The 22,944-nt window shown below is 35.8% G+C and carries 24 protein-coding genes and 1 pseudogene; 17 read left to right on the forward strand and 8 right to left on the reverse strand.

Annotated features, from left to right (window positions below; genetic code table 11):
- Positions 1-780 precede the first annotated feature (780 nt).
- On the reverse strand, positions 781-1,410 hold the full coding sequence (locus tag BD809_RS13440; protein ID WP_148783502.1) for a 7-carboxy-7-deazaguanine synthase QueE: 630 nt from the start codon (positions 1,408-1,410) through the stop codon (positions 781-783).
- Between the two features lie 61 nt (positions 1,411-1,471).
- Positions 1,472-1,927: a RidA family protein gene (locus BD809_RS13445; protein WP_148783503.1), complete on the reverse strand. Its 456-nt coding sequence runs from the start codon at positions 1,925-1,927 to the stop codon at positions 1,472-1,474.
- Between the two features lie 109 nt (positions 1,928-2,036).
- Between BD809_RS13445 and BD809_RS13450 the strand changes: the two genes are divergently transcribed.
- From BD809_RS13450 to BD809_RS13495, 10 genes are all read left to right on the forward strand, one after another.
- Entirely contained in the window at positions 2,037-3,566 is a 1,530-nt protein-coding gene (locus tag BD809_RS13450) for a helicase HerA-like domain-containing protein (protein ID WP_148783504.1), read from the forward strand.
- Positions 3,567-3,572: 6 nt separating this feature from the next.
- The gene (locus tag BD809_RS13455; RefSeq protein WP_148783505.1) at positions 3,573-4,142 is read left to right on the forward strand and encodes a hypothetical protein; all 570 of its coding nucleotides are present in this window, start codon (positions 3,573-3,575) and stop codon (positions 4,140-4,142) included.
- 8 nt (positions 4,143-4,150) lie between these two features.
- Positions 4,151-4,519, forward strand: coding sequence for a cupin domain-containing protein (locus BD809_RS13460; RefSeq protein ID WP_148783506.1), 369 nt, complete (start codon positions 4,151-4,153; stop codon positions 4,517-4,519).
- On the forward strand, positions 4,512-5,354 hold the full coding sequence (locus tag BD809_RS13465; protein WP_148783507.1) for an alpha/beta hydrolase: 843 nt from the start codon (positions 4,512-4,514) through the stop codon (positions 5,352-5,354). The genes BD809_RS13460 and BD809_RS13465 overlap by 8 nt, the downstream gene beginning before the upstream one ends.
- 78 nt (positions 5,355-5,432) lie before the next feature.
- Positions 5,433-6,293, forward strand: a complete 861-nt coding sequence (gene rluF / locus BD809_RS13470; RefSeq protein ID WP_148783508.1) for a 23S rRNA pseudouridine(2604) synthase RluF — start codon at positions 5,433-5,435, stop codon at positions 6,291-6,293.
- A gap of 101 nt (positions 6,294-6,394) precedes the next feature.
- Positions 6,395-6,640, forward strand: a complete 246-nt coding sequence (locus BD809_RS13475) for a DUF7218 family protein (protein WP_148783509.1) — start codon at positions 6,395-6,397, stop codon at positions 6,638-6,640.
- 9 nt (positions 6,641-6,649) lie between these two features.
- Complete coding sequence (locus BD809_RS13480) at positions 6,650-7,078, forward strand: VOC family protein (RefSeq protein ID WP_148783510.1); 429 nt, start codon at positions 6,650-6,652, stop codon at positions 7,076-7,078.
- Between the two features lie 168 nt (positions 7,079-7,246).
- The gene (locus BD809_RS13485; protein WP_148783511.1) at positions 7,247-8,068 is read left to right on the forward strand and encodes a hypothetical protein; all 822 of its coding nucleotides are present in this window, start codon (positions 7,247-7,249) and stop codon (positions 8,066-8,068) included.
- 115 nt (positions 8,069-8,183) lie between these two features.
- Positions 8,184-9,113 carry a sterol desaturase family protein gene (locus tag BD809_RS13490; RefSeq protein WP_148783512.1) on the forward strand — a complete coding sequence of 310 codons (930 nt, stop codon included), beginning with the start codon at positions 8,184-8,186 and terminating at the stop codon, positions 9,111-9,113.
- Between the two features lie 24 nt (positions 9,114-9,137).
- Positions 9,138-10,502 (forward strand): aldehyde dehydrogenase, encoded by a 1,365-nt coding sequence (locus BD809_RS13495; RefSeq protein WP_148783513.1) that lies wholly within the window; start codon positions 9,138-9,140, stop codon positions 10,500-10,502.
- 36 nt (positions 10,503-10,538) lie between these two features.
- Here the strand turns inward: BD809_RS13495 and BD809_RS13500 are convergent, their stop codons facing one another.
- Entirely contained in the window at positions 10,539-11,897 is a 1,359-nt protein-coding gene (locus BD809_RS13500; protein WP_148783514.1) for an FAD-dependent oxidoreductase, read from the reverse strand.
- A 318-nt stretch (positions 11,898-12,215) separates the two neighbouring features.
- Here BD809_RS13500 and BD809_RS13505 point away from each other — a divergent pair.
- The 7 genes and pseudogenes from BD809_RS13505 to BD809_RS13530 all read left to right on the forward strand — a co-directional run bounded on the left by BD809_RS13505 (position 12,216) and on the right by BD809_RS13530 (position 17,024).
- Positions 12,216-13,326, forward strand: a pseudogene (locus BD809_RS13505) (alkene reductase).
- 182 nt (positions 13,327-13,508) lie between these two features.
- Positions 13,509-14,141 (forward strand): flavin reductase family protein, encoded by a 633-nt coding sequence (locus BD809_RS13510; RefSeq protein ID WP_148783515.1) that lies wholly within the window; start codon positions 13,509-13,511, stop codon positions 14,139-14,141.
- A gap of 110 nt (positions 14,142-14,251) precedes the next feature.
- Positions 14,252-14,407 carry a lmo0937 family membrane protein gene (locus tag BD809_RS13515; protein WP_148783516.1) on the forward strand — a complete coding sequence of 52 codons (156 nt, stop codon included), beginning with the start codon at positions 14,252-14,254 and terminating at the stop codon, positions 14,405-14,407.
- 24 nt (positions 14,408-14,431) lie between these two features.
- A complete protein-coding gene (locus BD809_RS15975) occupies positions 14,432-14,563 on the forward strand; it encodes a hypothetical protein (RefSeq protein WP_262712893.1) in 132 nt (43 codons plus the stop codon).
- A 270-nt stretch (positions 14,564-14,833) separates the two neighbouring features.
- Positions 14,834-15,424 carry a Crp/Fnr family transcriptional regulator gene (locus BD809_RS13520; protein ID WP_148783517.1) on the forward strand — a complete coding sequence of 197 codons (591 nt, stop codon included), beginning with the start codon at positions 14,834-14,836 and terminating at the stop codon, positions 15,422-15,424.
- A gap of 102 nt (positions 15,425-15,526) precedes the next feature.
- Positions 15,527-16,219, forward strand: a complete 693-nt coding sequence (locus tag BD809_RS13525; RefSeq protein WP_148783518.1) for a type 1 glutamine amidotransferase domain-containing protein — start codon at positions 15,527-15,529, stop codon at positions 16,217-16,219.
- 94 nt (positions 16,220-16,313) lie between these two features.
- Positions 16,314-17,024 (forward strand): hypothetical protein, encoded by a 711-nt coding sequence (locus tag BD809_RS13530; protein ID WP_148783519.1) that lies wholly within the window; start codon positions 16,314-16,316, stop codon positions 17,022-17,024.
- 124 nt (positions 17,025-17,148) lie between these two features.
- Here BD809_RS13530 and BD809_RS13535 read toward each other — a convergent pair whose 3' ends face one another.
- The 5 genes from BD809_RS13535 to BD809_RS13555 form a co-directional block, all read right to left on the reverse strand.
- A complete protein-coding gene (locus tag BD809_RS13535; RefSeq protein WP_148783520.1) occupies positions 17,149-17,847 on the reverse strand; it encodes a DUF2490 domain-containing protein in 699 nt (232 codons plus the stop codon).
- 185 nt (positions 17,848-18,032) lie between these two features.
- Entirely contained in the window at positions 18,033-18,893 is an 861-nt protein-coding gene (locus BD809_RS13540) for a mechanosensitive ion channel family protein (RefSeq protein ID WP_148783521.1), read from the reverse strand.
- A 213-nt stretch (positions 18,894-19,106) separates the two neighbouring features.
- Positions 19,107-20,423 (reverse strand): cell envelope integrity protein CreD, encoded by a 1,317-nt coding sequence (gene creD, locus BD809_RS13545; RefSeq protein WP_148783522.1) that lies wholly within the window; start codon positions 20,421-20,423, stop codon positions 19,107-19,109.
- Positions 20,424-20,714: 291 nt separating this feature from the next.
- A complete protein-coding gene (locus BD809_RS13550; RefSeq protein WP_148783523.1) occupies positions 20,715-22,172 on the reverse strand; it encodes an amidohydrolase family protein in 1,458 nt (485 codons plus the stop codon).
- A gap of 201 nt (positions 22,173-22,373) precedes the next feature.
- Complete coding sequence (locus BD809_RS13555) at positions 22,374-22,913, reverse strand: cupin domain-containing protein (protein ID WP_148783524.1); 540 nt, start codon at positions 22,911-22,913, stop codon at positions 22,374-22,376.
- Positions 22,914-22,944: the final 31 nt, after the last annotated feature.

Here is a 22,944-nt window from a genome sequence, read left to right on the forward strand (position 1 = left end):
TCTTATTAAAAATAAGCCAATAGTTATCTATGTATTGCATTACTGCAAGCTGCCGGCAATTGTTTCAAAAAATTTCTCAAAGCAGTTATATCCACAACTAATATTCCGTAAAAAATTTTCATAATGTTTTGATTTATAATTTGTTATTCAAAGATAATTCAGAACACCTAAAATATAAAGCGTTTTAACAGGCAGAGCACAACTTTTAGATACAGTTGTAATAATACTCGACGAACTCCCAATTCTTTTACGAAATACTACAAAAATTACTTAATTTACTTACAAAAAAGTTAAGAAATGAAGGGGAAAAAGCCCCTATTTTGTAGGTTTATGATTCCAATCAAAAACAAAAAAGACTACTAAAACTATCAAAAACGACAGATAAAGTAGTCTTATTAGAAATCATCTTAACGATTACCCTTTCATACGAAAGTTTTAAAAGCTATTTGCGTATCGCATAACTCGATGCTCGAGGCAAACCCTTAATAAATTTCAAAATACCTCTAAAATTAAGCCCAAAATGTGTAAAAAAATATCGCATAACAAACTGATTATAAATTAACTGCAATAAGTTAAGCACATTTTTTAAGGAAGTCAAGCGAATTCTCCAACTTGAAGCTTTTTTAGATATACCACTCAAAAAGAACGATTATAGCACTAAAAAAACAGAAAATAAATAATAGTATGGCGAGTGTATTCTTACACTTTACGCAAGTTTTTTACAAAAAACTAAATAAAAAAGCGTTAAAAAATTAACGTTTAAGAAAAATATTCTAGTAACTACGGAATGTTAAGATACTTATGCGTTTGTAAAGAAACCTTCCATTGTGGATTTTTCATAACAAAATCAACGATCATAGGAATCATTTTTTCACGTACACTCCATTCTGGTTGCAAATACAGAATACAATCATCTGAAACTTTGGAGGCTTGCTCTTGCGCAAACGCAAAATCACTCTTATTAAATACGATGCATTTTAATTCGTGCGCCTTACCGTAAATCTCCTGAGTAGGAAGTTTCATTTTTTTCGGCGAAAGACATATCCAATCCCACTCACCTGTTAGTTTATAAGCTCCAGAGGTTTCAATATGTGTTTTGGCTCCGCTTGCGCGTAAACCTTTAGTCAACTCAGTCATATCCCACGTTAATGGTTCACCTCCTGTAACCACCACAACATTACTATGTTTGAGCGCATTTGAAATTATAATATCTGTAGAGGTTGGAGGGTGTAGCGCTGCATTCCAGCTCTCTTTGACATCACACCAGTGACAGCCTACATCACAGCCACCAATACGAACAAAATAAGCAGCCGTTCCCTTGTGAAAACCCTCTCCTTGTATCGTGTAGAATTCCTCCATCAATGGGAGCATTTCCCCTTTATCAACCAATTTTTGTACTCTCTCTTGCATAAGTTTGCAAAGGTACATAAGAATAAAGAAATATTACACTAAAAGTAACGAATAGAAATATTTACATTTTTGCTACAACACACTCAATCTCAATTTGTGCTCCGAGTGCCAAATTTGCAACTGCAAAAGTTGTCCTGGCTGGTTTTTGAGGGAAATATTGTTGGTAAATCTCATTCATCGTCTTAAAGTCCTCTATGTTTTTAAGTATCACTGTACATTTTACCACTTGATTCATAGTCAACTGATGATGCGTTAATACAGCCTTTATATTTTCTAAAGTTTGCTTCGTTTCTGCTTCGATTCCCCCATCCACCAATTGACGTGTTGTATGATCTAATCCTATTTGACCCGATAAAAAATACAGCTTACCAACCTCAACGATATCAGAAAACGGGGCCTGTTCTTTTTTTAATTCATGTGTTTTATGAAATATAATTTGTTGTCCTTCTTCTTGTGCATAAGAACTCCAAACACTCCCACTTATAAAGACTACTAAGAAAAAATATAATCGTTTCATATTTCTGTTGTTTTTAAAAAAATACTACTAACTGCTACTGGATTAAAATTAATCTTTAATTTCGATAGAAGAACTAAGATGCCTATTTTTATCAAAATTTAAATCCATTATGAGTAACAAAGCGTCATTTCTTGAGCACATAAATAAAGGGTATACCACCAAGGGTGAGTATATAACACTAGGAGCAGCAATGTATCAAGGAAATACCGAAGGAGAAGCTCACGTAAAGATTCCGTTGAAGACCTTAAACCGACACGGATTAATTGCGGGTGCTACTGGGACCGGAAAAACAAAAACGCTACAAGTACTCGCAGAGAATTTGAGTGAACAAGGAATCCCTGTGTTTTTGATGGATATTAAGGGGGATCTCAGTGGCATAGCTGCACCAAGTCCCGGACACATAAAAATTGACCAACGTCATGACCAGATAAACATTCCTTTTAAAGCCAAAAAATTTCCCGTAGAAATTCTATCTCTCTCAGAGCAGGAAGGTGTTCGTCTGAAGGCTACAGTTAGTGAATTTGGCCCTGTTTTGCTATCCCGTATTTTGGATGTAACAGAGACTCAAGCAGGTATAATGTCTATCATCTTCAAATATTGCGACGACAATCACCTTCCGTTACTTGATCTAAAAGATCTAAAAAAGGTGCTCCAATTTTCTACCAGAGAAGGCAAGGAAGCATTAGAAAAAGATTATGGCAGAATCTCGACAGCTTCAACCGGAGCGATTTTACGTAAAATTGTAGCATTAGAACAGCAAGGAGCAGACTTGTTTTTTGGAGAACGCTCTTTTGATGTACAAGATTTATGTCGGGTGGATGATGATGGCAGAGGTTATATCAACATTATGCGATTAACCGATATACAGGATCGTCCCAAACTTTTTTCAACATTCATGTTAAGCCTCTTAGCTGAAATCTATAGTACATTCCCGGAGCAAGGAGATTCTGGCCGACCTGAGCTTATTATCTTTTTAGATGAAGCACATTTGATATTCAAAGAAGCATCGAATGCACTGATGGATCAAATAGAAAGTATCGTAAAACTGATACGCTCCAAAGGGGTTGGGCTATATTTTGTTACTCAAAATCCAACCGATGTACCCGAAGGTGTTTTAGGTCAGTTAGGTTTAAAAGTTCAACATGCATTAAGAGCTTTTACTGCAAAAGATCGTAAGGCTATTAAAATGACAGCCGAGAATTATCCTATATCCGAATTTTATGACACCAAAGAAATCTTAACCTCTTTAGGTATAGGTGAAGCTTTGGTTTCTGCACTTGATGAAAAAGGACGACCTACGCCCTTAGCGGCTACTATGTTGCGTGCGCCTATGAGCAGAATGGATATACTTACTCCTACTGAACTTGACAAACTAATTTCAACATCAAAGCTTACTAAAAAGTACAACGAAACTATCGATAGAGAAAGCGCCTATGAAATTCTATCAGAAAAAATTGCTTTAGCTGAAGCCAAAGAAGCAAAAGCGGCCGCAAAGAAAGAACGACAAAAATTAGAAAAGACTGCCTCCAGATCTTCTTCATCTAAGACGAGTGCGACAGAAAAAGCAGTCATCAAAGTACTTACCAGTGCTACATTTATTAGAGGTGCCCTTGGTGTTCTTAATAAACTTTTAAAATAGAATTACATGATGTCTACACGAATTTTGATACTAATTAGCTGTATATTCCTTTGGGGATGTAGTCGCTCAGAACAAACTAACCCATTTAATTTTGGAAAAAATAAGGTAGGAAAATTGACACCTCAGACTTCAATTAGTGCGATAGATTCATTATACAAAACAGATTCTATTGTCAACAGAAATCATACTAATGCGTTACTATCAAACACTAATGAAATTGAAATCTATGACTCATCAGGCAAAAAATTGTTAATTATTGAACCTAGCACTGATGACACTAACAGTGCAATGATTAAAAGCATTCAAATTATTGATCCTCGATATACAACTGAAGAAGGTATTTCAATTAACAGTACATTTAAGGATGTAAGGGAAGCCTTTCCTATTTCAAAAATCAACAATACGTTGAGTACTGCTGTTGTTTTTGTCGATAGTTTGAACGCCTATATTACCATTGACAAAAAATTCTTACCCAATAATTATAAAAATAATGCCGACATAAAGATTGAAGCCAATGTAATCCCCGATTCAGCTACAATCAAACATTTTTGGATTCAGTGGAACCCTGTTAAATAAGAAAAATCATGACCAAGAAATTCACGATACAACGAACACCCTTTACTGTTCCCACCGACGATGGCAAGGTTATCAAAGAACATTTTGGTGAGGCTACCAATCAAAATAGCGACCTTAGTATAGCCCATATGATAGCACCTCCTCATTGGTCAGAACCGTTTCAAACTCCGGATTTTGACGAATACACCTTCATAATTAAAGGTAAAAAACAATTCACCATAGAGGAGGAAGTGGTTATTTTGAATGCCGGTGAATCTATAAAAATTGAAAAAGGCACTAAAATACAATATGCCAATCCGTTTGATGCGCCTTGTGAATATATTTCTATATGTCGCCCTGCATTCACAATTGATAGTGTACATAGAGAAGATGAATAACAAGATTAAAGAATACATGCCGATTCTCATCGGTAAGCAACTAAAGTTACTCTTTAAGATAGCGCCAACAAGAGCATTGCAAAAAGCATTTCTCTTGTTTTGCACGCCACGCAAAGGTCAAGTGACACCGGATCAGATGGACTTTCTCGATGCTGCAGAAGATGAAGTAGTAGCAGTCGACGACCTTTTATTACAAACTTATCGCTGGAAAGGTAGTGAAGAAACCATCTTATTAGTTCATGGATGGGAGAGTAACACCCACCGTTGGAAAGGTCTTATACAGGTTTTGCAAAAGCACAAGTACAATATCATTGCTTTTGATGCACCTGCTCACGGTTATAGCTCAGGCAACATTTTAAACGTACCCTTGTATGCAGAATGTTTAAAAAAAGTAGCCGATTTATATCGCCCCAATCACATCATCGGCCACTCTGTCGGAGGTATGTGTACTGCTTTTTACCAGCATACTTATCAAAATCCTGAATTAGATAAACTTATTTTACTCGCACCACCTTCAGAATTATCGATAATTATGAATGGTTATCAAAAAACATTACAGCTCACTGATGCTTTTATGAATGCGCTTGATTCTTATTTTAAAGCTCAATTTGGATATAGTTTTGAAGAATTTTCGATTGCAAAATTTTCTCAAAAAATAAAAAATTCCGGTTTGTTGATTCATGATAAATATGATGATATTGCACCCTATGCTGCCGCAACTGCAATAGATGCCAATTGGACAAACGGAACTTTGATGACCACAGAAAACTATGGTCACTCACTTTTTTATAATGAAGTAGATGAACGTATAGTAGATTTTCTAAACACTAAATAAAACTTTTATTTTACCATCAAGCATCGGGTAAAACTGGTGATATCTTGCAAACTATAAATTTTATAAGCACCTTTGCATGTGGAAAATTCTAAAGACATACGGCTTAATAAGTATCTTAGTGAAATAGGGTATTGTTCCCGTCGGGAAGCCGATAAATTGATTGATCAAGGTCGCGTTACTGTTAATAATAAAGTCCCTGAAATGGGAACTAAAATTACTCAGGATGACCAAGTAAAAGTAGATGGAGAACCAGTACACAAGAAAGAAGAGGATCATATCTATATAGCACTTAATAAACCGGTCGGAATTGTTTGTACTACAGCCGAACAAGAAAAAGACAATATTGTCAATTTTATTAATTACCCCAGAAGAATTTTTCCTATAGGTCGTTTAGACAAGCCGAGTGAGGGGCTTATTCTTCTTACCAGTGATGGTGATATTGTCAATAAAATACTACGTGCCAGAAATAACCATGAAAAGGAATATATTGTTACTGTTGATAAACTAATTAATCCTCTTTTTATTAAAAGAATGGGTAACGGCATTCCGATCCTGGATACAATGACCCGTAAATGTGAAATCGAGCAGTTAAGTAAATACGAATTTAGGATTGTTCTAACTCAGGGATTAAATCGTCAGATCCGTAGAATGTGTGAGTATTTGGGGTACGAAGTGGTGAAACTTAAACGCGTACGAATCATGCATATCAAATTAACCACCCCAGTGGGAGCATGGCGTTATTTGACTGAAGAAGAAATGAAAGTGCTTCAGTCAGATATTAAAGCATCGGGCAAAACTGAAAAATTTTCTATAGAAAAAACACCCTCACGAGATACGCGATCAAAACAATCTCGCAAAGAGAGATTTCAGATTAAAGACAAGAAAAAAACAGCCTCTAATAATCCAAGACGTTCTCGCAGAGATAGACCAAAAAAATAGGTATGCTTTCTTAAAACTGTGTTAGGTAATTGCAAAAAAGTATACATTGTATTCTGAAGATTTATATTTTGCAATACGTTCACTTAAAAAATTGAAGTATTATGCCTCAGAACCGTCCACGTATTAAAAATGAAGCGCAATATGAAGCGTTGAGAGATAAAGGTTATAGCCAAGAAAAAGCTGCAAGAATCGCTAATACCCCTGATTCCGGTAAAAAAGGAGGTAAAGCCAAGCCATATGAGGAGCGTACAAAAAAAGAACTCTATCAACAAGCAAGGGAGATTGGTATCTCTGGTAGATCAAAGATGGATAAAAAAGAATTAATCGCTGCACTTCGCAACAACTAAACACTACCTATGAACACGTTAAGCCCTTTTCATTTAGCTATACCCGTATCTGATCTCCCAGCCGCTAGGACATTCTACAGCACAACATTAGCATTAGAAGAAGGGCGAAGTAGTGATGACTGGGTAGATTACAACTTTTTTGGTCATCAATTGGTGATTCATCACGCTGCAATAACCTCTCCCCAAAAGAGCAAAGATCACAGTGAGGTTGATGGTAAACATGTACCTGTCCCCCATTTTGGGATTGTTATGGATTGGGATCTCTGGCACAAGTTCGCAGAAGAACTTAAGAGTAAAAAAGTGAAATTCGAAATCGAACCGCATATTAGATTTCAAGGAAAAGTAGGTGAACAAGCAACAATGTTTTTTTATGATCCTTCAGGAAATGCGTTAGAGTTCAAATCATTTAAAGATACATCTCAGATTTTTGCCAAATAAATTCGAATAACGTTAACTTTTATCCGATTAAAGACAATCCTCTATCTTACTCAGCAACAGTATTTTTACTATCTTAGTCGCAGTATTTAACAACAAACTTTCTTCACTTTAGTTTAAAGAAATGTATTTGTTGTCATTTATTGTTCAAACCCCTACAAAGAAAGTATTATGAAAAGGGAAATCCTTCTTTGTATAGTAATTAGTGTATGTTGTTTTAGTTGTAGCGATTCTCAAAAAGAGAACGAAGCACTTTATCAAGAAATCGAAGCATTAAAATCTCAACTTGCCGAATGCCGATTATCCCCGGCCGAACTTTATATGCAAGCTAATGAGTATTACGACGGTCAACATTTGATCGAATCAAAAACGAAATTGCTTACACTTCTTACAAAATATCCAAATGCGAATGAAAACACCAAGGCTCGATCATTATTAAAGAGGGTTAATAAAGAAATAACTAAACAAAAAGGTCAGTTTTCTCAATTAACCGGTGAGCGTTTGGCACATACGCTGGAAGAAATGGTGAAGAAGCACGATATTCTAAGTGCTACGGATTGGTATTATGACAAGTCATTTTCTTTGGATAAAACAGAAAATCTACTTTTTGCCTATGTTGGACAGCAAAAACATGCCATCCCCAAATTACATTATGCGATAAATCATTACACAAAAAATGATTGGCTATTCATTCAAAATATAATCATTGACGCCGATGGTAAAATTTACAATTTAGATGAACAAAAACTAGGCACTTTTGAAACAAGCGAATTATCAGGAGGTATGCGAGAATGGTTTGATAAGCGGTGTTCGATAAAAGAAATTGAAATGCTTCAGGACATAGCCCTGAGTTCAAAAACAAAAATTAGATATATTGGTAAACGCAGAATGGACGAACGTGTAATTTCTTCATCAGAAAAAAAATCTTTACAACGCATTTTGGGTCTCTATGAATCCTTAGGAGGTACATTAGAAGCCCATGGTGTTCCCTAAAATTTGAGGCTTGCTAACGTTAAAATTGCTGTCTTTCTATGCAATCCTCCGTATAACACGGTGATACTTAAAAATTATACTTATATTCTGCCACATTTTGAAAAATACTTATTAAATGGACTTTACAAATCCCCTCGTCTACGGAGTACCTTGCTTCTTAGGTTTGATTCTTTTAGAGCTAACCTACAGTAAAACGCATGATGACCATAAAAACCTTTATGATTGGAAAGATTTATCTGCCAGCCTAACAATGGGTGTAGGATCAGCGCTATTAGCACCGCTAATAAAAACCATTTCTGCTATTGTAATTTTTAATTATGTATATGAGATTTTTAATCCGGAAATTAACGGAGTCAGAACTAACATTATGGGTTGGGAGTCTTTCGGCTACGCCTGGTATGTTTGGCTAATTTGTCAGGTATTAGATGATTTTACATATTATTGGTTTCACCGACAAAACCATATGGTAAGAGCTCTATGGGCTGCTCATATCGTTCATCATTCATCTGATAATTTTAATCTGGGTACTGCGGTTCGTAATGGCTGGTTTACAATTTTGTACAAGCCTTTATTCTACATGTGGTTACCTGCACTTGGGTTCCCCCCAGCGATGGTAGTGGTGTGTCTGGGTATTGAGGCTCTTTGGCAGTTTCAACTACATTCGGTCTACATTCCAAAAATGGGAATCATTGAAAAAGTGTTCAACACTCATACCATGCATCAGGTGCACCACGCAAAAAATGTAGAATACATGGATAAGAATCATGGAGGATTCTTAAATATATTTGATAAGATATTTGGCACTTGGAAAGAGTTAGATGAAAACATAAAAGTTGAATACGGTGTTACGCACGCTCCCAACTCCTATAATCCATGGGTAATACTCACGCATGAATATAAAGACATCTGGAACGATACCAAGCGATCCAAGAACTGGTACCATAAGTTTATGTACATTTTTGGTCCTCCGGGCTGGAGTCACGATGGAAGTACACAAACGGTTAAACAAATGCAAAAAGCTTTAAAAGAAGGAAAAACTGTGTGATATTAGTGACTAATTTTAAAACCTATGAATTATCAGGCTATAGTTGATGCACAAAATGTTTTTTTTAATTCGAATAGCACCAAAGATATTCACTTTAGAAAAACAGTTTTAAAGCGCTTAAGAACAGTACTAAAGGAAAATGAAACTTTTCTATACGAGGCTATTTTTAAAGATTTTCAAAAATCTGAATTTGAAACGTATGTTACTGAGCTTGCACTGATTTATAGTGAAATAGAACTGACACTAAAAAAGCTGAACAAGTGGTCCGCTAAGAAGTCAATATCCACTAGTCTAGCTAATTTTCCAGCTAAAAGTTATATAATGCCAGAGCCCCTCGGCGTTTCTTTGGTTATCGGAGCATGGAACTACCCATATCAGCTTTCATTAGCTCCCGTAGTACCGGCAATCGCAGCCGGATGCACGGTAATTATAAAACCTAGCGAAATAGCTAAACATACCTCTGCAGCTATGGCGAAGCTTGTTAATGAAAATTTTGATCCAAGTTTTTTTAAAGTTATTGAAGGTGGGGTCGAAGAAACTACCGAACTCCTTAAAATTAAATTTGATAAAATCTTTTTCACAGGAAGTGTTGCTGTTGGTAAGATAATTTATAAAGCTGCCGCCGAACATCTTACGCCGATTACCCTTGAGCTTGGTGGAAAAAGCCCGGCAATTGTTACAGATTCTATTCAAGTTAAAACAACGGCTAAACGCTTAGTTTGGGCAAAATTCTTAAACGCAGGTCAAACCTGTATTGCACCGGACTATGTGTTGGTTAAAGATACCGTTAAAGAAGCTTTTTTGAATGCAGTAGTCGAAGAGATCAAAAGCGCTGATTATGCCGTGCGACATGATAACTATACTCAGATAATTAATACAAAGAACTTTACGCGACTTATCGATTTAATTGAGAAAGATAAAGTTTTTTATGGTGGTAAAATCGACGAAAACGAGCGAGTAATTTACCCTACTCTATTAACAGATATTGACTTTGATCATCCGGTGATGCAGGAAGAAATTTTTGGACCAATCCTCCCCGTCATTACTTATCAAAACATTAAGGAAGCTATTGAAGCGATCAAGAATTTACCTAAACCTTTATCCTGTTACGCTTTTACCAAGAACAAAAAAGAAAGAGAAGCTATCTTAAACGAGATATCATTTGGAGGTGGTGCGATTAACGATGCTCTGATGCATATTACCGAACATGATTTACCATTTGGCGGGGTGGGCAACAGTGGTATTGGCAATTATCACGGTAAATCAGGATTTGACGCCTTTTCTCATCAAAAAAGTATTCTACAAAAACCCTTCTGGTTGGAGCCTAGTCTTAAATATGCTCCGTATTCTAAGGGTAAGCTTAAAATTCTGAAATGGTTATTGGGTTAGTTTTAATGGGTTGCGCTATGTATCCTGTAGTATACCTTACCCCTTCTCATTCTTTAACAGATCTAAAATAAAAGTTTCCGTTTCAGCAGACTGCCAGGTAGACTCGATCTCGGGCAGTTGCATTACTTTCTCCATAATTTCCGCTTGACGATTACCGATATGCAAAGCTTCTGCATAGGGTTTATTGGTAAACGTTACACGAGAATATAATGGCAACCATTTATCCGGATATTTATTTGAAAAATGTTTCTCAATTTTTTTACGCAGTAAAAATGTAGCATCTGCTGTTTTACTACTCATCTCCATAAAATTACGATAGGAGAGTTCGGTAATGGCATCTGTATTTGGCTTGCGAGATTCCTGATACCGTTCAAATATATCTTGCCAATCTTCCTTACCTTCTTCAAATTCTTCAATGATCTCATTTAAAACAAAAATATCTTCAAAACCGGCGTTCATTCCCTGTCCATAAAATGGCACTACGGCATGTGCAGAATCTCCAACCAAGGCGACTTTATTCCAATACGTCCAAGGATAACATTTGATCGTAACCAAGGCACTGGTTGGATTGTTTTCAAAATCCTCTAACAACGTTGGCATAAGCGAAAGGGTATCGGGAAAATGTATATTCCAAAAGTTGAGTATAGCCTGCTCTGTATCCAACTGTTCAAAAGAGTTTTCGCCTTCATGTGGCATAAACAGCGTGCAGGTAAAACTGCCATCCAGATTAGGCAGTGCAATCAGCATAAATTCACCTCTGGGCCAGATATGCAATGAATTTTTATCCAATTTATAAGTCCCATCCTCATTTGGCGGAATACCTAATTCTTTATATCCGGCATCCAAAAAGTCTTGAGAATAATCGAAACGACTACGTCGTTGCATTTTATGTCGTACTCTGGAGAAGGCACCATCGCATCCAAAAATCATATCGTAAGAATACTCCTCCCACTCCCCTTTTTCGGTCTCCCCAGTATATATTTTGGCTGACGGAAGGTCTACGTCCCATACTTTTTCGTTGAATTTGAATTCTACACCCTCATTTTCTGCCAGAGTGATCATTTTACGATTCAACACTCCGCGAGAGATGGAATAAATTGCTTCACCTGCTTTTCCATACGGCTGGTGATAGGCCTCCTCACCGGTAATATGCATGGTTCGCTTGTGCATTGGGATGGCCAGTGATCTTATTTCGTCTCCGATACCGACTTTATCCAGAGCATTCCAACCGCGAACACTCATAGCCAAGTTTATTGATCGTCCGCTAAATTGTATTTGTCTTATATCAGGGCGGCGATCAAAAACAGTGACTTTAAAATTACGCCGACGTAAATAAATTGCTAATAATGAACCTACTAAACCGCTTCCGACGATTGCAATATTTTTTGTTTGCATAAAAACTACATTCTTAACTTTCGAAAATTCACAAGAATCGCCTACAGGCATTCGAGTTTTAATGCTTTCGAAAAAAATTGATAGTTCAAAAAAGACAGCTATACAAACATTAAAACCTTCAGTAAAAATAACAATTTAAAGTAAAGCGCTTTGCTTTAACAGGAAAATAACGCTCGCTTTTTCTTATTTTATCAGGTTCTTAACAGAGGTACGCTTCATGATACTCTAATTTTAAACAAAATTAAATTGCTTTCCAGTATTTTATAAATTCAGCATTCTGCTGAATGGAAATACTATAAATCTTAGAGAAAAATTATCATGAAAACAAATCAACCGTTACTAGAATCGTATCGCATGGGAGATCTCATGCTTAAGAATAGAGTCGTCATGGCACCGATGACCCGAAATCGGGCAACAAATGCAAGCAATGTTCCGACAGAAATTCATCAGGAATATTATCAACAAAGAGCCGGAGCCGGTTTATTAATTACTGAAGGATCTCAAGTATCAGAACGGGCAGTAGGTTATATCAATACTCCCGGCATACATACCAAAGAGCAAACTGAAGGCTGGAAAAAAGTCACCGAAGCTGTTCATCAAGAAGACGGTAAAATTTTTATTCAATTATGGCACTGTGGTCGCATCTCTCATCCAAAATTTCATGACGGAGATTTACCTATTGCACCAAGTGCGGTAAATCCGGACGCTCAGGCCTACACTGTTGATGGATTTGAGGATACCGTGACACCTAAAGAAATGACATTGGATGAGATCAAAGAGACCATTCAAGAATTTAAGAACGCTGCAATCAACGCCAAAGAAGCGGGGTTTGATGGCATTGAGATACACTCCTCAAATGGGTATTTGTTTCATCAATTTTTTAATAAAAATGCCAATACAAGAACCGATGAATACGGTGGTAGTATTGAGAACAGAGCTCGATTCTTGTTCGATGTTTTGGAAGAAGTAAAAGATGTTTTTCCCTGAAAATCGTATCGGAGTCCGTTTGAATCCTTCATTACACGAATCGTTTGGCATCATCGCAACAGAAGAAACGATTCCTACTTTTGATTATATTATAGAGCGCCTAAATGACTACAATCTTGCTTATTTGCATTTGTCTGAACCTTTTACTGATGTGAGCAATGTCTCCTTTTTGGTTTCTAACATTGCCGAACGATATCGTCCACGTTACAAGGGAACATTAATGATCAATAATGGTTTTACTCAAGAAACAGGTAATAAAATAATACTAGATGAGCATGCAGATCTGGTAGCTTTTGGTAAGTTATTTATATCAAACCCCGATCTACCTACACGCTTCGCATTAAATGCTCCGATGGCAGATTGGAACGAGGATTTGTTTTATGCTTCTACAAAAGAAGGCTATATAGATTATCCCGAATATAAAGAAACCATCGACAGCTAAATCGGGATAGTAATAATGAATAAAATAAGGCTTAGAATTAGAACCTTGAAAAAGTTGAAAGAGAAACAAGATACTTTATTAGAAAAAATCAATTTTTTACTACGCAAATATCAAAATAAAGATACTTTGAAATAAGTATAGTATTTTTATCTAAGATATCTAATGTTAAGCCTCTACATCCTATGAAATACTTTTCTAAAGCTCTACTATCCGAAAACTCCTCTCGATTTAATGCAAATTTAATTAATTCCTGCACCGGATATAAATCATGCAATATCATTGCCACAAAATCGAGTAAGGGAATTACGAATGCGGCTATTTTTAATTCCGTAATGCATATTGGAAGCAATCCCCCTATGCTTGGCTTTATAATGAGGCCGCTTACGGTTGCACGCCATACCTACGACAACATCAAAGAAACCGGTTGTTTTACGGTCAATCATGTGACTGAGGCACTAAGTATGGATGCGCACCAAACAGCTGCTAAGTATGGGAACAATGTGTCCGAGTTTTCTAAAACAGCGTTAAAAGAAGATTATTTACATGATTTTCATGCCCCGTTTGTAAAACATAGTCCTATTCGACTTGGATGCAACTATGTCAATGAATATGAAATAAAAGAAAATAGTACTATTTTAATGATAGGCAGTATAGAGCACATATATCTCGAGGATGATCTGGTAGATGCCAGCGGACATATTTTGTTAGAAAAATCAAAAACTTTGACTACCCTTGGATTGGATGGATATGCGCTACCTCAACACTTATATCGCCTTAGCTATGCGCAACCTGACACCCCTTTAAAAAAGTTATAAATACTAGTATAACAATCCTTTAACTTGAAATCGTTAAATACCGTTAAATGTAAGTTTAAATAATTAGATCAAAGCTAATTTAGATGTAACTAATCAAAATAATAAACAATATGAGAGATTTAATTTGGCTAATTGTGGTAATACTAATCATCGGATGGCTAGTTGGATATTTTGCTTTCCCAAGCATAGGAAGTATCATTCACATACTTTTAGTACTGGCAGTAATTGCTATCATTTATAGACTGGCAACCGGGCGTAGATTATAAACATTAACTAGTAAATTTATTATTATGAAAAAAACACTTTTAGTATTATTCGCAATGGGAATTCTCGGCACAAGCTTTATTAGCTGTAGAGAAGATAAGTCTACGAAAGACAAACTTGAAGATGTCGCTGACGATATTGAGGATTCTGTAGATTAATTCTTGAATAAGTATACAACAACTCCCTTATACATTTTTGTTTGAGGGAGTTTTTCTTTTATTTAATTTAGTAGGTTACGTGTTTCTGAACACTACTTTTACCTCAACCAGTTGGTGTTTTAATATACCATTTTTCGATTATTAAAAAACGATAAAGGTTATGAGCATTCCTTATTAACCTTTGAAAGTAAAAGAATAAGTCGAGCTGCCTACGCACTTCATTATTTCGTTATTTTTGTTATACTTTCGACCTAAATAAGTGCTACTCACATGAATTCTACTTTAAAAAAACATATTTTCTCTCATATAACCTTGACAGATGAAGAATGGTATCAGTTCTCTTCTGCTTTTGAGCATATTGCATTAAGGAAGAAGGAAAAACTTATCACCGTTGGAGACACTGTAGCTCATGAGTATTTTGTAATTAAAGGATGTCTCAAAGCTTATACTACAGACGCACAAGAAAATCAGCATATTGTTCAATTTGCCATTGAAGATTGGTGGATTAGTGATTTTAGAGCTTTTTTTAATGAGCAACCTGCAGAATTAACGATAGAATGTGTTGAGAACACTGAAGTACTAGCGCTTAAGAAAACAGATTTAGAAGCACTGTATCATGAAATTCCGAAATTAGAACGGTTTTTCAGAATCAAATTAACCAATGCTTTTGTTTCTATGCAGCATCGTATTCTATCCAGTCTTGAGAAAAATAGCACCGAACGGTATACCGAATTTTTGAAAACATATGCTACTCTTGAGCAACGCATTCCTAATTACCTTATTGCAAATTACCTAGGCATCAAACCTGAAAGCTTGAGCAGGATACGAAAAATACTCGTTACACCCAATTCAAATTCTTAGACACTATAATCTTAACAAACATTAACAGGCTAAGATAACATAGATCAACCCTTTAGCTCTTAGTATTTTACGATCTTTGTAAAGAAACAAAACTGAAATACTATGAAAAAATTAAATGTACTTTTTATAACAACATCGCATGACACCCTAGGTTCAACAGGAGAAAAAACGGGAGTTTGGTTAGAAGAACTTGCCGGACCCTATTATACCTTCAAAGATGCAGGTGCAAACGTAACTATTGCTTCACCAAAAGGGGGCCCAGTACCATTAGATCCAAAGAGTGAGGAAGAAGATTGGCAAACAGAGCATACGCAACGTTTTTACAAAGATGATACAGCTACTGAAGCTATAAAAGACACCCTGAATATTAGTGAAATTAAACCGGAGGATTATGATGTGTTATTCTTTCCGGGAGGACATGGACCTATGTGGGATATGGGAGATAATGACGAAATTGCCAAGATTGTAAAAGCTTTTGATGGTAAGCAAAAACCAATCGGACTCGTTTGCCATGGTGTTGCAGCTTTAAAAGGGATCAAGAATGATGACGGAACTATGTTCGTCAAAGGGAAACAAGTCACTTCATTTACCAATTCTGAAGAGGATGCCGTTCAATTAACCGATGTAGTGCCTTTTTTATTGGAAACTGAACTAATTAATGAAGGTGGTGTGTATACCAAAGCTGAAGATTGGAATGAATATGTGGTCCTGGATGGTAACTTAGTTACCGGACAAAATCCGCAGTCTTCTGTGAAAGCAGCAGAGAAACTATTGGAGATGACTTCATTAAACTAAAATTTGATGTAGTTATAATAATTTTAGAAAGTACTGAGTCTTTATAATCTATATCAATAAGGTTCAGTACTTTTACTTTTAAACTATCACATCTATGAAAACTTTTTTAACCATTCTAGTAATTGCATTGACAATTTCATGCAATACTACTACAAAACAAGACATCACCAGTGCAACTGATGCTGCTCAAACAAGTAATGAGACAGTAGAGATGCCTAAGGAACTTACGGAAGCCCAAAAAATAGCTAATGCTTATGGTCATGAACAATGGGATAACGTAAGTGAGATTTCCTTTACCTTTAATGTAGATCGCGACGGCAATCATTTTGAACGCTCTTGGCATTGGAATCGTATAAACAATGAAGTTACCTCTCACACGGCAACAGATACCATCACCTACAATCGAGCTAGCGTGGATAGTACAACTCAGAAAACAGATCAAGCTTTTGTAAATGATGTATATTGGTTGCTAACCCCTTTTAATATTGCAACAGATGAAGGAACCACGGTAAACTACACTACCCAAAAAATCGCTCCGATACGGAAAGACACGCTAAATCAACTGACACTTACGTATGCCAATGAAAGCGGTGGGTACACCCCAGGCGATGCATACGATTTTTTCTATACTGATGACTATAAAATTACAGAGTGGGTCTATCGGGCCAAAAATGGTAACGAGCCTTCTATGATAACTACTTGGGAAAACGAACAGAATTTTGAAGGTATTAAAATCCCAACCATGCATAAAAATGAAGCGGGTTCTTTTAAATTATATTTTACCAATATCAGTTTAAAAAAATAAGTAAAGAATTTTCCAATAAAAAAGCCATATCCGCTCAGATATGGCTTTTCTACTTTGGCTTGGCCATCATTTCGATAAAATAATATCAAAATGTAAGGTGAGCCTCCTATGCAGTACTTAACTTCTACAGACTATGATGTAAGCTTAATTGCAATTGATTTTTATTTAAAGCATCTGTAGTTTGGTTCATAACACCCAATTGCACTTTGAGTCCTTTATTAATAATATATCCCATAGCAGCATAAAATCTATTTCTATCAAAAATCTCAACCGATCGTCCATTACTAATATCACGTTGCCCATTTATAAATAACTCATTGTAAAATGCGAGGTATAATGTGTTTTTTTCCATTTCCGTTTTATTAAGGGCTACATTTAAAAATATATTATACCTATATCGCGTTCTGAAGTCCTGATCTTCTACAAATCTTTGTTCGAATCTAAACCTGTGATTCGTATAAAATCTTTTTCCGAAACGAACCGGAAATAATGCTTCCTGATAGATTCTGCTTTCCTGACTTGTCGCATCCGATGATCCAAACGTACCTGTGGAAATATTACCGTATCCTAAGGTAAATTTAATATTAGCACTTTTTGGTGTATAGGTTAACCCTCCTCTAATCAACAATTGTTCGAGATCGCCGCCCAAATTAAAGTTACGATATTGAATATCTCCTTGTGCTCCCCAGGAACTTTCTTTGAAGGTTGTATTGAAGAAGTACATATACCATGCTCCCATTTTATCTTCATCAATTTGAGCAGTTCCCGAGTTAGGAACTAGACAATACAGACATATAAAAGTTGCTAATAAATTTCTTCTCATAGTTAATACAGTAATTGCGTGATTTTACAAATGTTTGATATTTTTTCTTATCCTTCAAGAGCTCCAAAACTACGTCTTTTTTGAGGATTTAGTACTGAGCAAATTCATAAAACTCTTCTCAAAATCAAGAAACATAACGGAATTTTAATGTGAACAGGGAGTTCACAAACGTATCTTATATAATGCTATGATGTATCTTTTTTACCAATGTTGGTATGGTTAGATTTTAAGTGTAAATCCATTTGAGGAAATGGAATAGCGATCTTGTTTTGAAGAAATTTTTTGTTAATAATTCTGCGGATATCGCTTTTTACCTTATTGATTCTAAAAATATTCTTACTGAAAAATAACACTTGAAAATCCAATGATGAATTTCCAAAATTCACCAACCGCGCTTCAGTTAATTCCCTGTCAGAAATGTCCGGATGCTCGAACGCACTTTCTTCCAAAATTTTAATTACTAAATCTACATCGCTCCCATAGGCCACCCCCACATCAATTCTAAATCGAGTCTTCCTTGTTTGGTGACTCCAGTTTATTACTTTATTCGTGGTAATTAAGGAATTTGGAATGATAATAGAAATATCACTGGTATTCAAACCTTTAGAAGTTCGTAAACCAATACTTTGAATTTTCACAACATCTCCGTCAATTTCTAAGACATCATCTATTTTTATAGACTGTTCTGAAAGTAAGATTATTCCGGATATCACATCATTAAAAGTTTGCTGTAATCCCAATCCTATTCCCACAAGTAAAGCCGCCGAACCTGCGATTAGTACAGTTACTTTGACTCCAATGGTTTCCAAAATAAATCCGATGGCAATAACCCATAGCACATATCTTATAATTTGGAGTAACGCATACGCACTTCCTTTATTAAGCTTTTTAAATCTACGCTTTCTAAAGAGTGTCTTTTTAATTACCCATAAAATCAATTTGGTAGTTAGGTAAATTAATAAGACAATAACTATGGTATACACTCGTATTGTATACTCCCCGGCACTAATCAGCTCAAATTCTAAAAACTCTCTTAACGTTTCCATGTGATCGATTTAACACTACATAACGCTCTTGCATACAGCATGTAGCAAACAAAAGGTACTACATTTTTAGCTCAACTCATAGCCGAAGTTTTATATTTTCTGCTCGTCTTGATTTGTAAAAGTTCATTACGTGATATTGCATGTATAGTCTATCAAATAATAAAAGATCAGATCAAAAAACTGTTTGCCAGTAGTTGTTAGATTTTTGACTGCTTATTTACCAAGTTTGATAGTATACCAATCAATTTTACGAGCATAAAACATAATGATACACAGTATTATAAACATGCCTAGACTACCAATTAATAAAGCATAATCCTGAAGCTGAATGATTGTGAAAATAAAGGAATACATTATTAGTAAAATTCCGAATAGTAAAAACCCGATATGTTTTGATTTAAGAATTGCAATAGTATAAAGCGACACTAAAGATATGGTCAAAATGGAAGCCACAATATATGCCAGGTTGAATTTGATATGTTCACTGATGGACAGTAAGAGCGTGTAAAAAACTATAATTGCTATTCCAACTAGTAAATAGTGCATTGGGTGAATAAAAACTTTTTTCATGACCTCTACAAAGAAAAAAGTAATAAAGGTTAGCACCAAAAACAAAATTGCATACCTCGCTACACGGTAAGATTTTTTATAATTATCGACCGGTAGCAGTAGATCCGTTCCAAACGAACTCGCATCAATATTATATGTTCTTCCTGTCCATGCTTGAGGGTAGTTTCTATTTAAATGCAGTATATTCCAGCTAGAGGTAAAACCCTTCTCCGAGATCTCTCGTTCATCCGGCAGGTATGTCCCTGTAAAACTTGGAGTGTTCCAGTTCGAACGAATACTCACATCTGTGGTTTTGCCCACAGGAGTAAAGTAAAGATACTGACTACCTTTTAAATCAATTTCAGTTGTAAACGAGTGCGCAGTTATACTATCCGTGCTTATTGGAACAACAGCATGTATTCCGCTTAAAATAACCTCTTTTGTAGCTGTCCCCGAGTTAAATGAAATGTTCTTATTATTCCAGTTTACCGTTACTTGCTTTTCTATACCTTTCAAATCATTTATCCCAAAATTGAGTGTTGCTTTATCAAAGTGTACATCCTTTGATGAAATATCAAGTTTTTGAAAATCGAGATCCGTAAAATTCCCTTCAATTTTTAATTTGGAGTCATATACTACTACTTCATAAATTCCTCGATAACGTTTCTCAGGCATTATCCGTCCGGTAATCTTTAAGGTTTCCGGTAAAAAATGAACCCATTCTTTGAGTTTGATTAACTCCTCGATAGAATCTTTCTTATTATATTTTCTTACATATTTATCAAATGGAATCGAAAGAACAGGTCCTGAAACCGTTTGACCCTTTCCCCATTTTGCACTTACCTCCTGAATTGCTGTTAGCTGCACCCCCTCTCTTTCATGGATTAGGTTCTCAACCATAGACGTCGGGATCATTAAAATCAATATTAAGAAGATAATAATTCCTACTTTAAAATAAATGTTTGATTTCAAGTTTTTCATAATCGCGATGCTTAGTAATTGCGTGGGTACCTAAAGTGCTTCTCTTTTCAAATCACTCAAAAAGCACTATTTACCGAACATTATGTTAAAACTAAACTACGAATTAAAATTGAACTTCTCCGTTTTTAGCATATTTAACTGTCTATACCTTCATATATCACCTCGTACCTTTACCACTTTTTCCTACAGCATTTTAAACCATCATTTTTGTATTAATCATTTTGTCAATGAAATATAATATCAATTTTATACTGTAATCACTAAGCACTTAAAATAACGCTACCATTCTTCTTAATACTCCCTGCGCTTTTCCCATTTAAAGTTTTCTTTGTTTGCTTCATTTTTTTCAGCCAGATTTGAGAGCATAGTGTCTATTTTTTCTTTATTGAGCCATCGACCGTTTACAAAGACTCCTGCAATTTGACGCGTGTTCCTGATATCCTTCAGCGGATTGGCATCAAGCAATATCAAATCTGCAAACTTACCCGCTTCTACGGTTCCAATTTCCTTATCTATTTCTAACCATTCGGAAGGTAAGCGGGTTGCCGAAACCAGCGCTTCTTCGGGAGTTAATCCAGCATCCACTAATAGCTCTAACTCATCATGGAGTGCAAAACCGGTCACTATTCCTGATGTTCCTGCATCAGTACCCGCTACCATCGGAACGCCTTCCTTCTTAAAAGCTTTTACCAACTCTTTATGAAAAGAGATGATACTATCCAAATATCCTAAAAATTTTGGACTGTTGTGTTTATGATAATTATTTGAAGTTAACCATTTATCTTGTAGCAACGGATGGACATATTTTAAGGTTTCCATGAATCGAATCGAATCAAGGGATTGTACCTGGTCTCTTATCTTTACAATCGCCAATAAATTGGGAGTAACCCAGGTTTTATTTTTTTTAGTCATTTTAGCAAAGAGCTCAGCATCTTTCTTAGTTTTGGTTTTATTTCTTATCTGTTTAGAATATTCTTCTGCATGTGCTACTAATCCAAAATTAGGAATAAAAGCCTTTTCAGTAGCACCCTTAAACGCATCTGGTATATGCCCAACCACTTTTAAACCTTGTTTCTGAGCTTCATCAACGATGGCGGTAAATGATTCTCTGTTTAACTGAGAATACACCTTAATGAAATTATATCCTTCTGCTTTTGCGCTTCGAACAGCTTGTCGTGCATCTGATTCATTCGTTACTGTTCTGCCTCCTTCATTTGGGTCACCCCCATTTATAAGTGCAGCCAATGCCATACGAGGACCGATTACTTTTCCTTTTGCAATGTCGTTTCGTTGTCCAAAATGCTCCACTCTAGCTCCAAGTTCAAAAATTGTCGTTACGCCATTTGCTACATGTGTGGTCATAACCTCTTGTGTGTCCATAAAAAATGTAGCTCCTTGCGTCGGGTTATTACCTTTAAAATTGACATCCGAATTGGTATGCACATGCATATCGATAAGACCTGGTATCAACCATTTGTCTGTGCCATCAATAACCTCTGCTCCTTCCGGAATCACTTCATTGATCCCTACAATTTTTTTATTATCAATGATAACAGTTGCGTTCTCAATGACTTCATTGTCTTTTGTCATCGGAATGATATTCACATTTTGAATAGCAAAAAGTGTATCTTGTTTCACTTCTGAGTTTGTAGTATTGCTCGCTGAAGTTTTGGTTTCATTACCACATCCTATGAGCAGTAAAGAGGCAAAGAAAAGTATGTTTATGGCTGCGGTTTTAATTATAATCATATGGAATAGGTTTAGTAATTAGATGTATTTTTATGTGAATTGTTACAGTTTATGTTAGCATTCTAAACATCACATGATGCATTTACTATGATTTTTGAAGTATTGGCAAAGCACAAAGTGGTATATTGTAGTCTCATGGGTAGCTCTTAAGTGTGCTTAGCATAGCTGTTGCGGAACGCTATTTTTTGCCTGTATGCTAAGCTAAGAACAGTATCGCAGGAGCAGTTTCTTTTTCAGCCCAAAGGCTTCGCCAATTAGCGCAAGCGTCGTAATACCTAAGCGTTGCATACTTCTTGGAACATTGGGAATGTAAGCGTCCATCATATGCAACCCGATGGCCATATAAAAAATATTCTTTGGCAATCCATTGTTATAAACTTTAACATCTTTAGCTAGGCCATAAAATATTTGCAATGCTTTTTTTATTTGTAGAGAGGGTGTAATTTCTACTTCGAATACTACCGCAGCGTTTGATGTATTTACAAACTGATGCACGTCTGATGGATTAATAACTGCTTCTTCATTCGGTTTTAAAACGATTTTAGTTTTATTAATCGAAACTGTTAGTTCTCCGTCGATAACTTTAAATTTCTCAGTTATCTTGGTGTGGTAATGCAGTCCCGACTGACCTCCATCGGCGTGCAGGTAGGTTCTAAATACCAATTTTTCATCAGATTCATAGAGAATCTCTATTTCATCTTTTATAATAGGGTTCGAAAATCTCTTGTTAGTATTGGACATTAAAAATTACGTATTCCTACCGTTACTAATT

The organism is Aquimarina intermedia (assembly GCF_008124785.1).
Lineage (GTDB): Bacteria > Bacteroidota > Bacteroidia > Flavobacteriales > Flavobacteriaceae > Aquimarina > Aquimarina intermedia.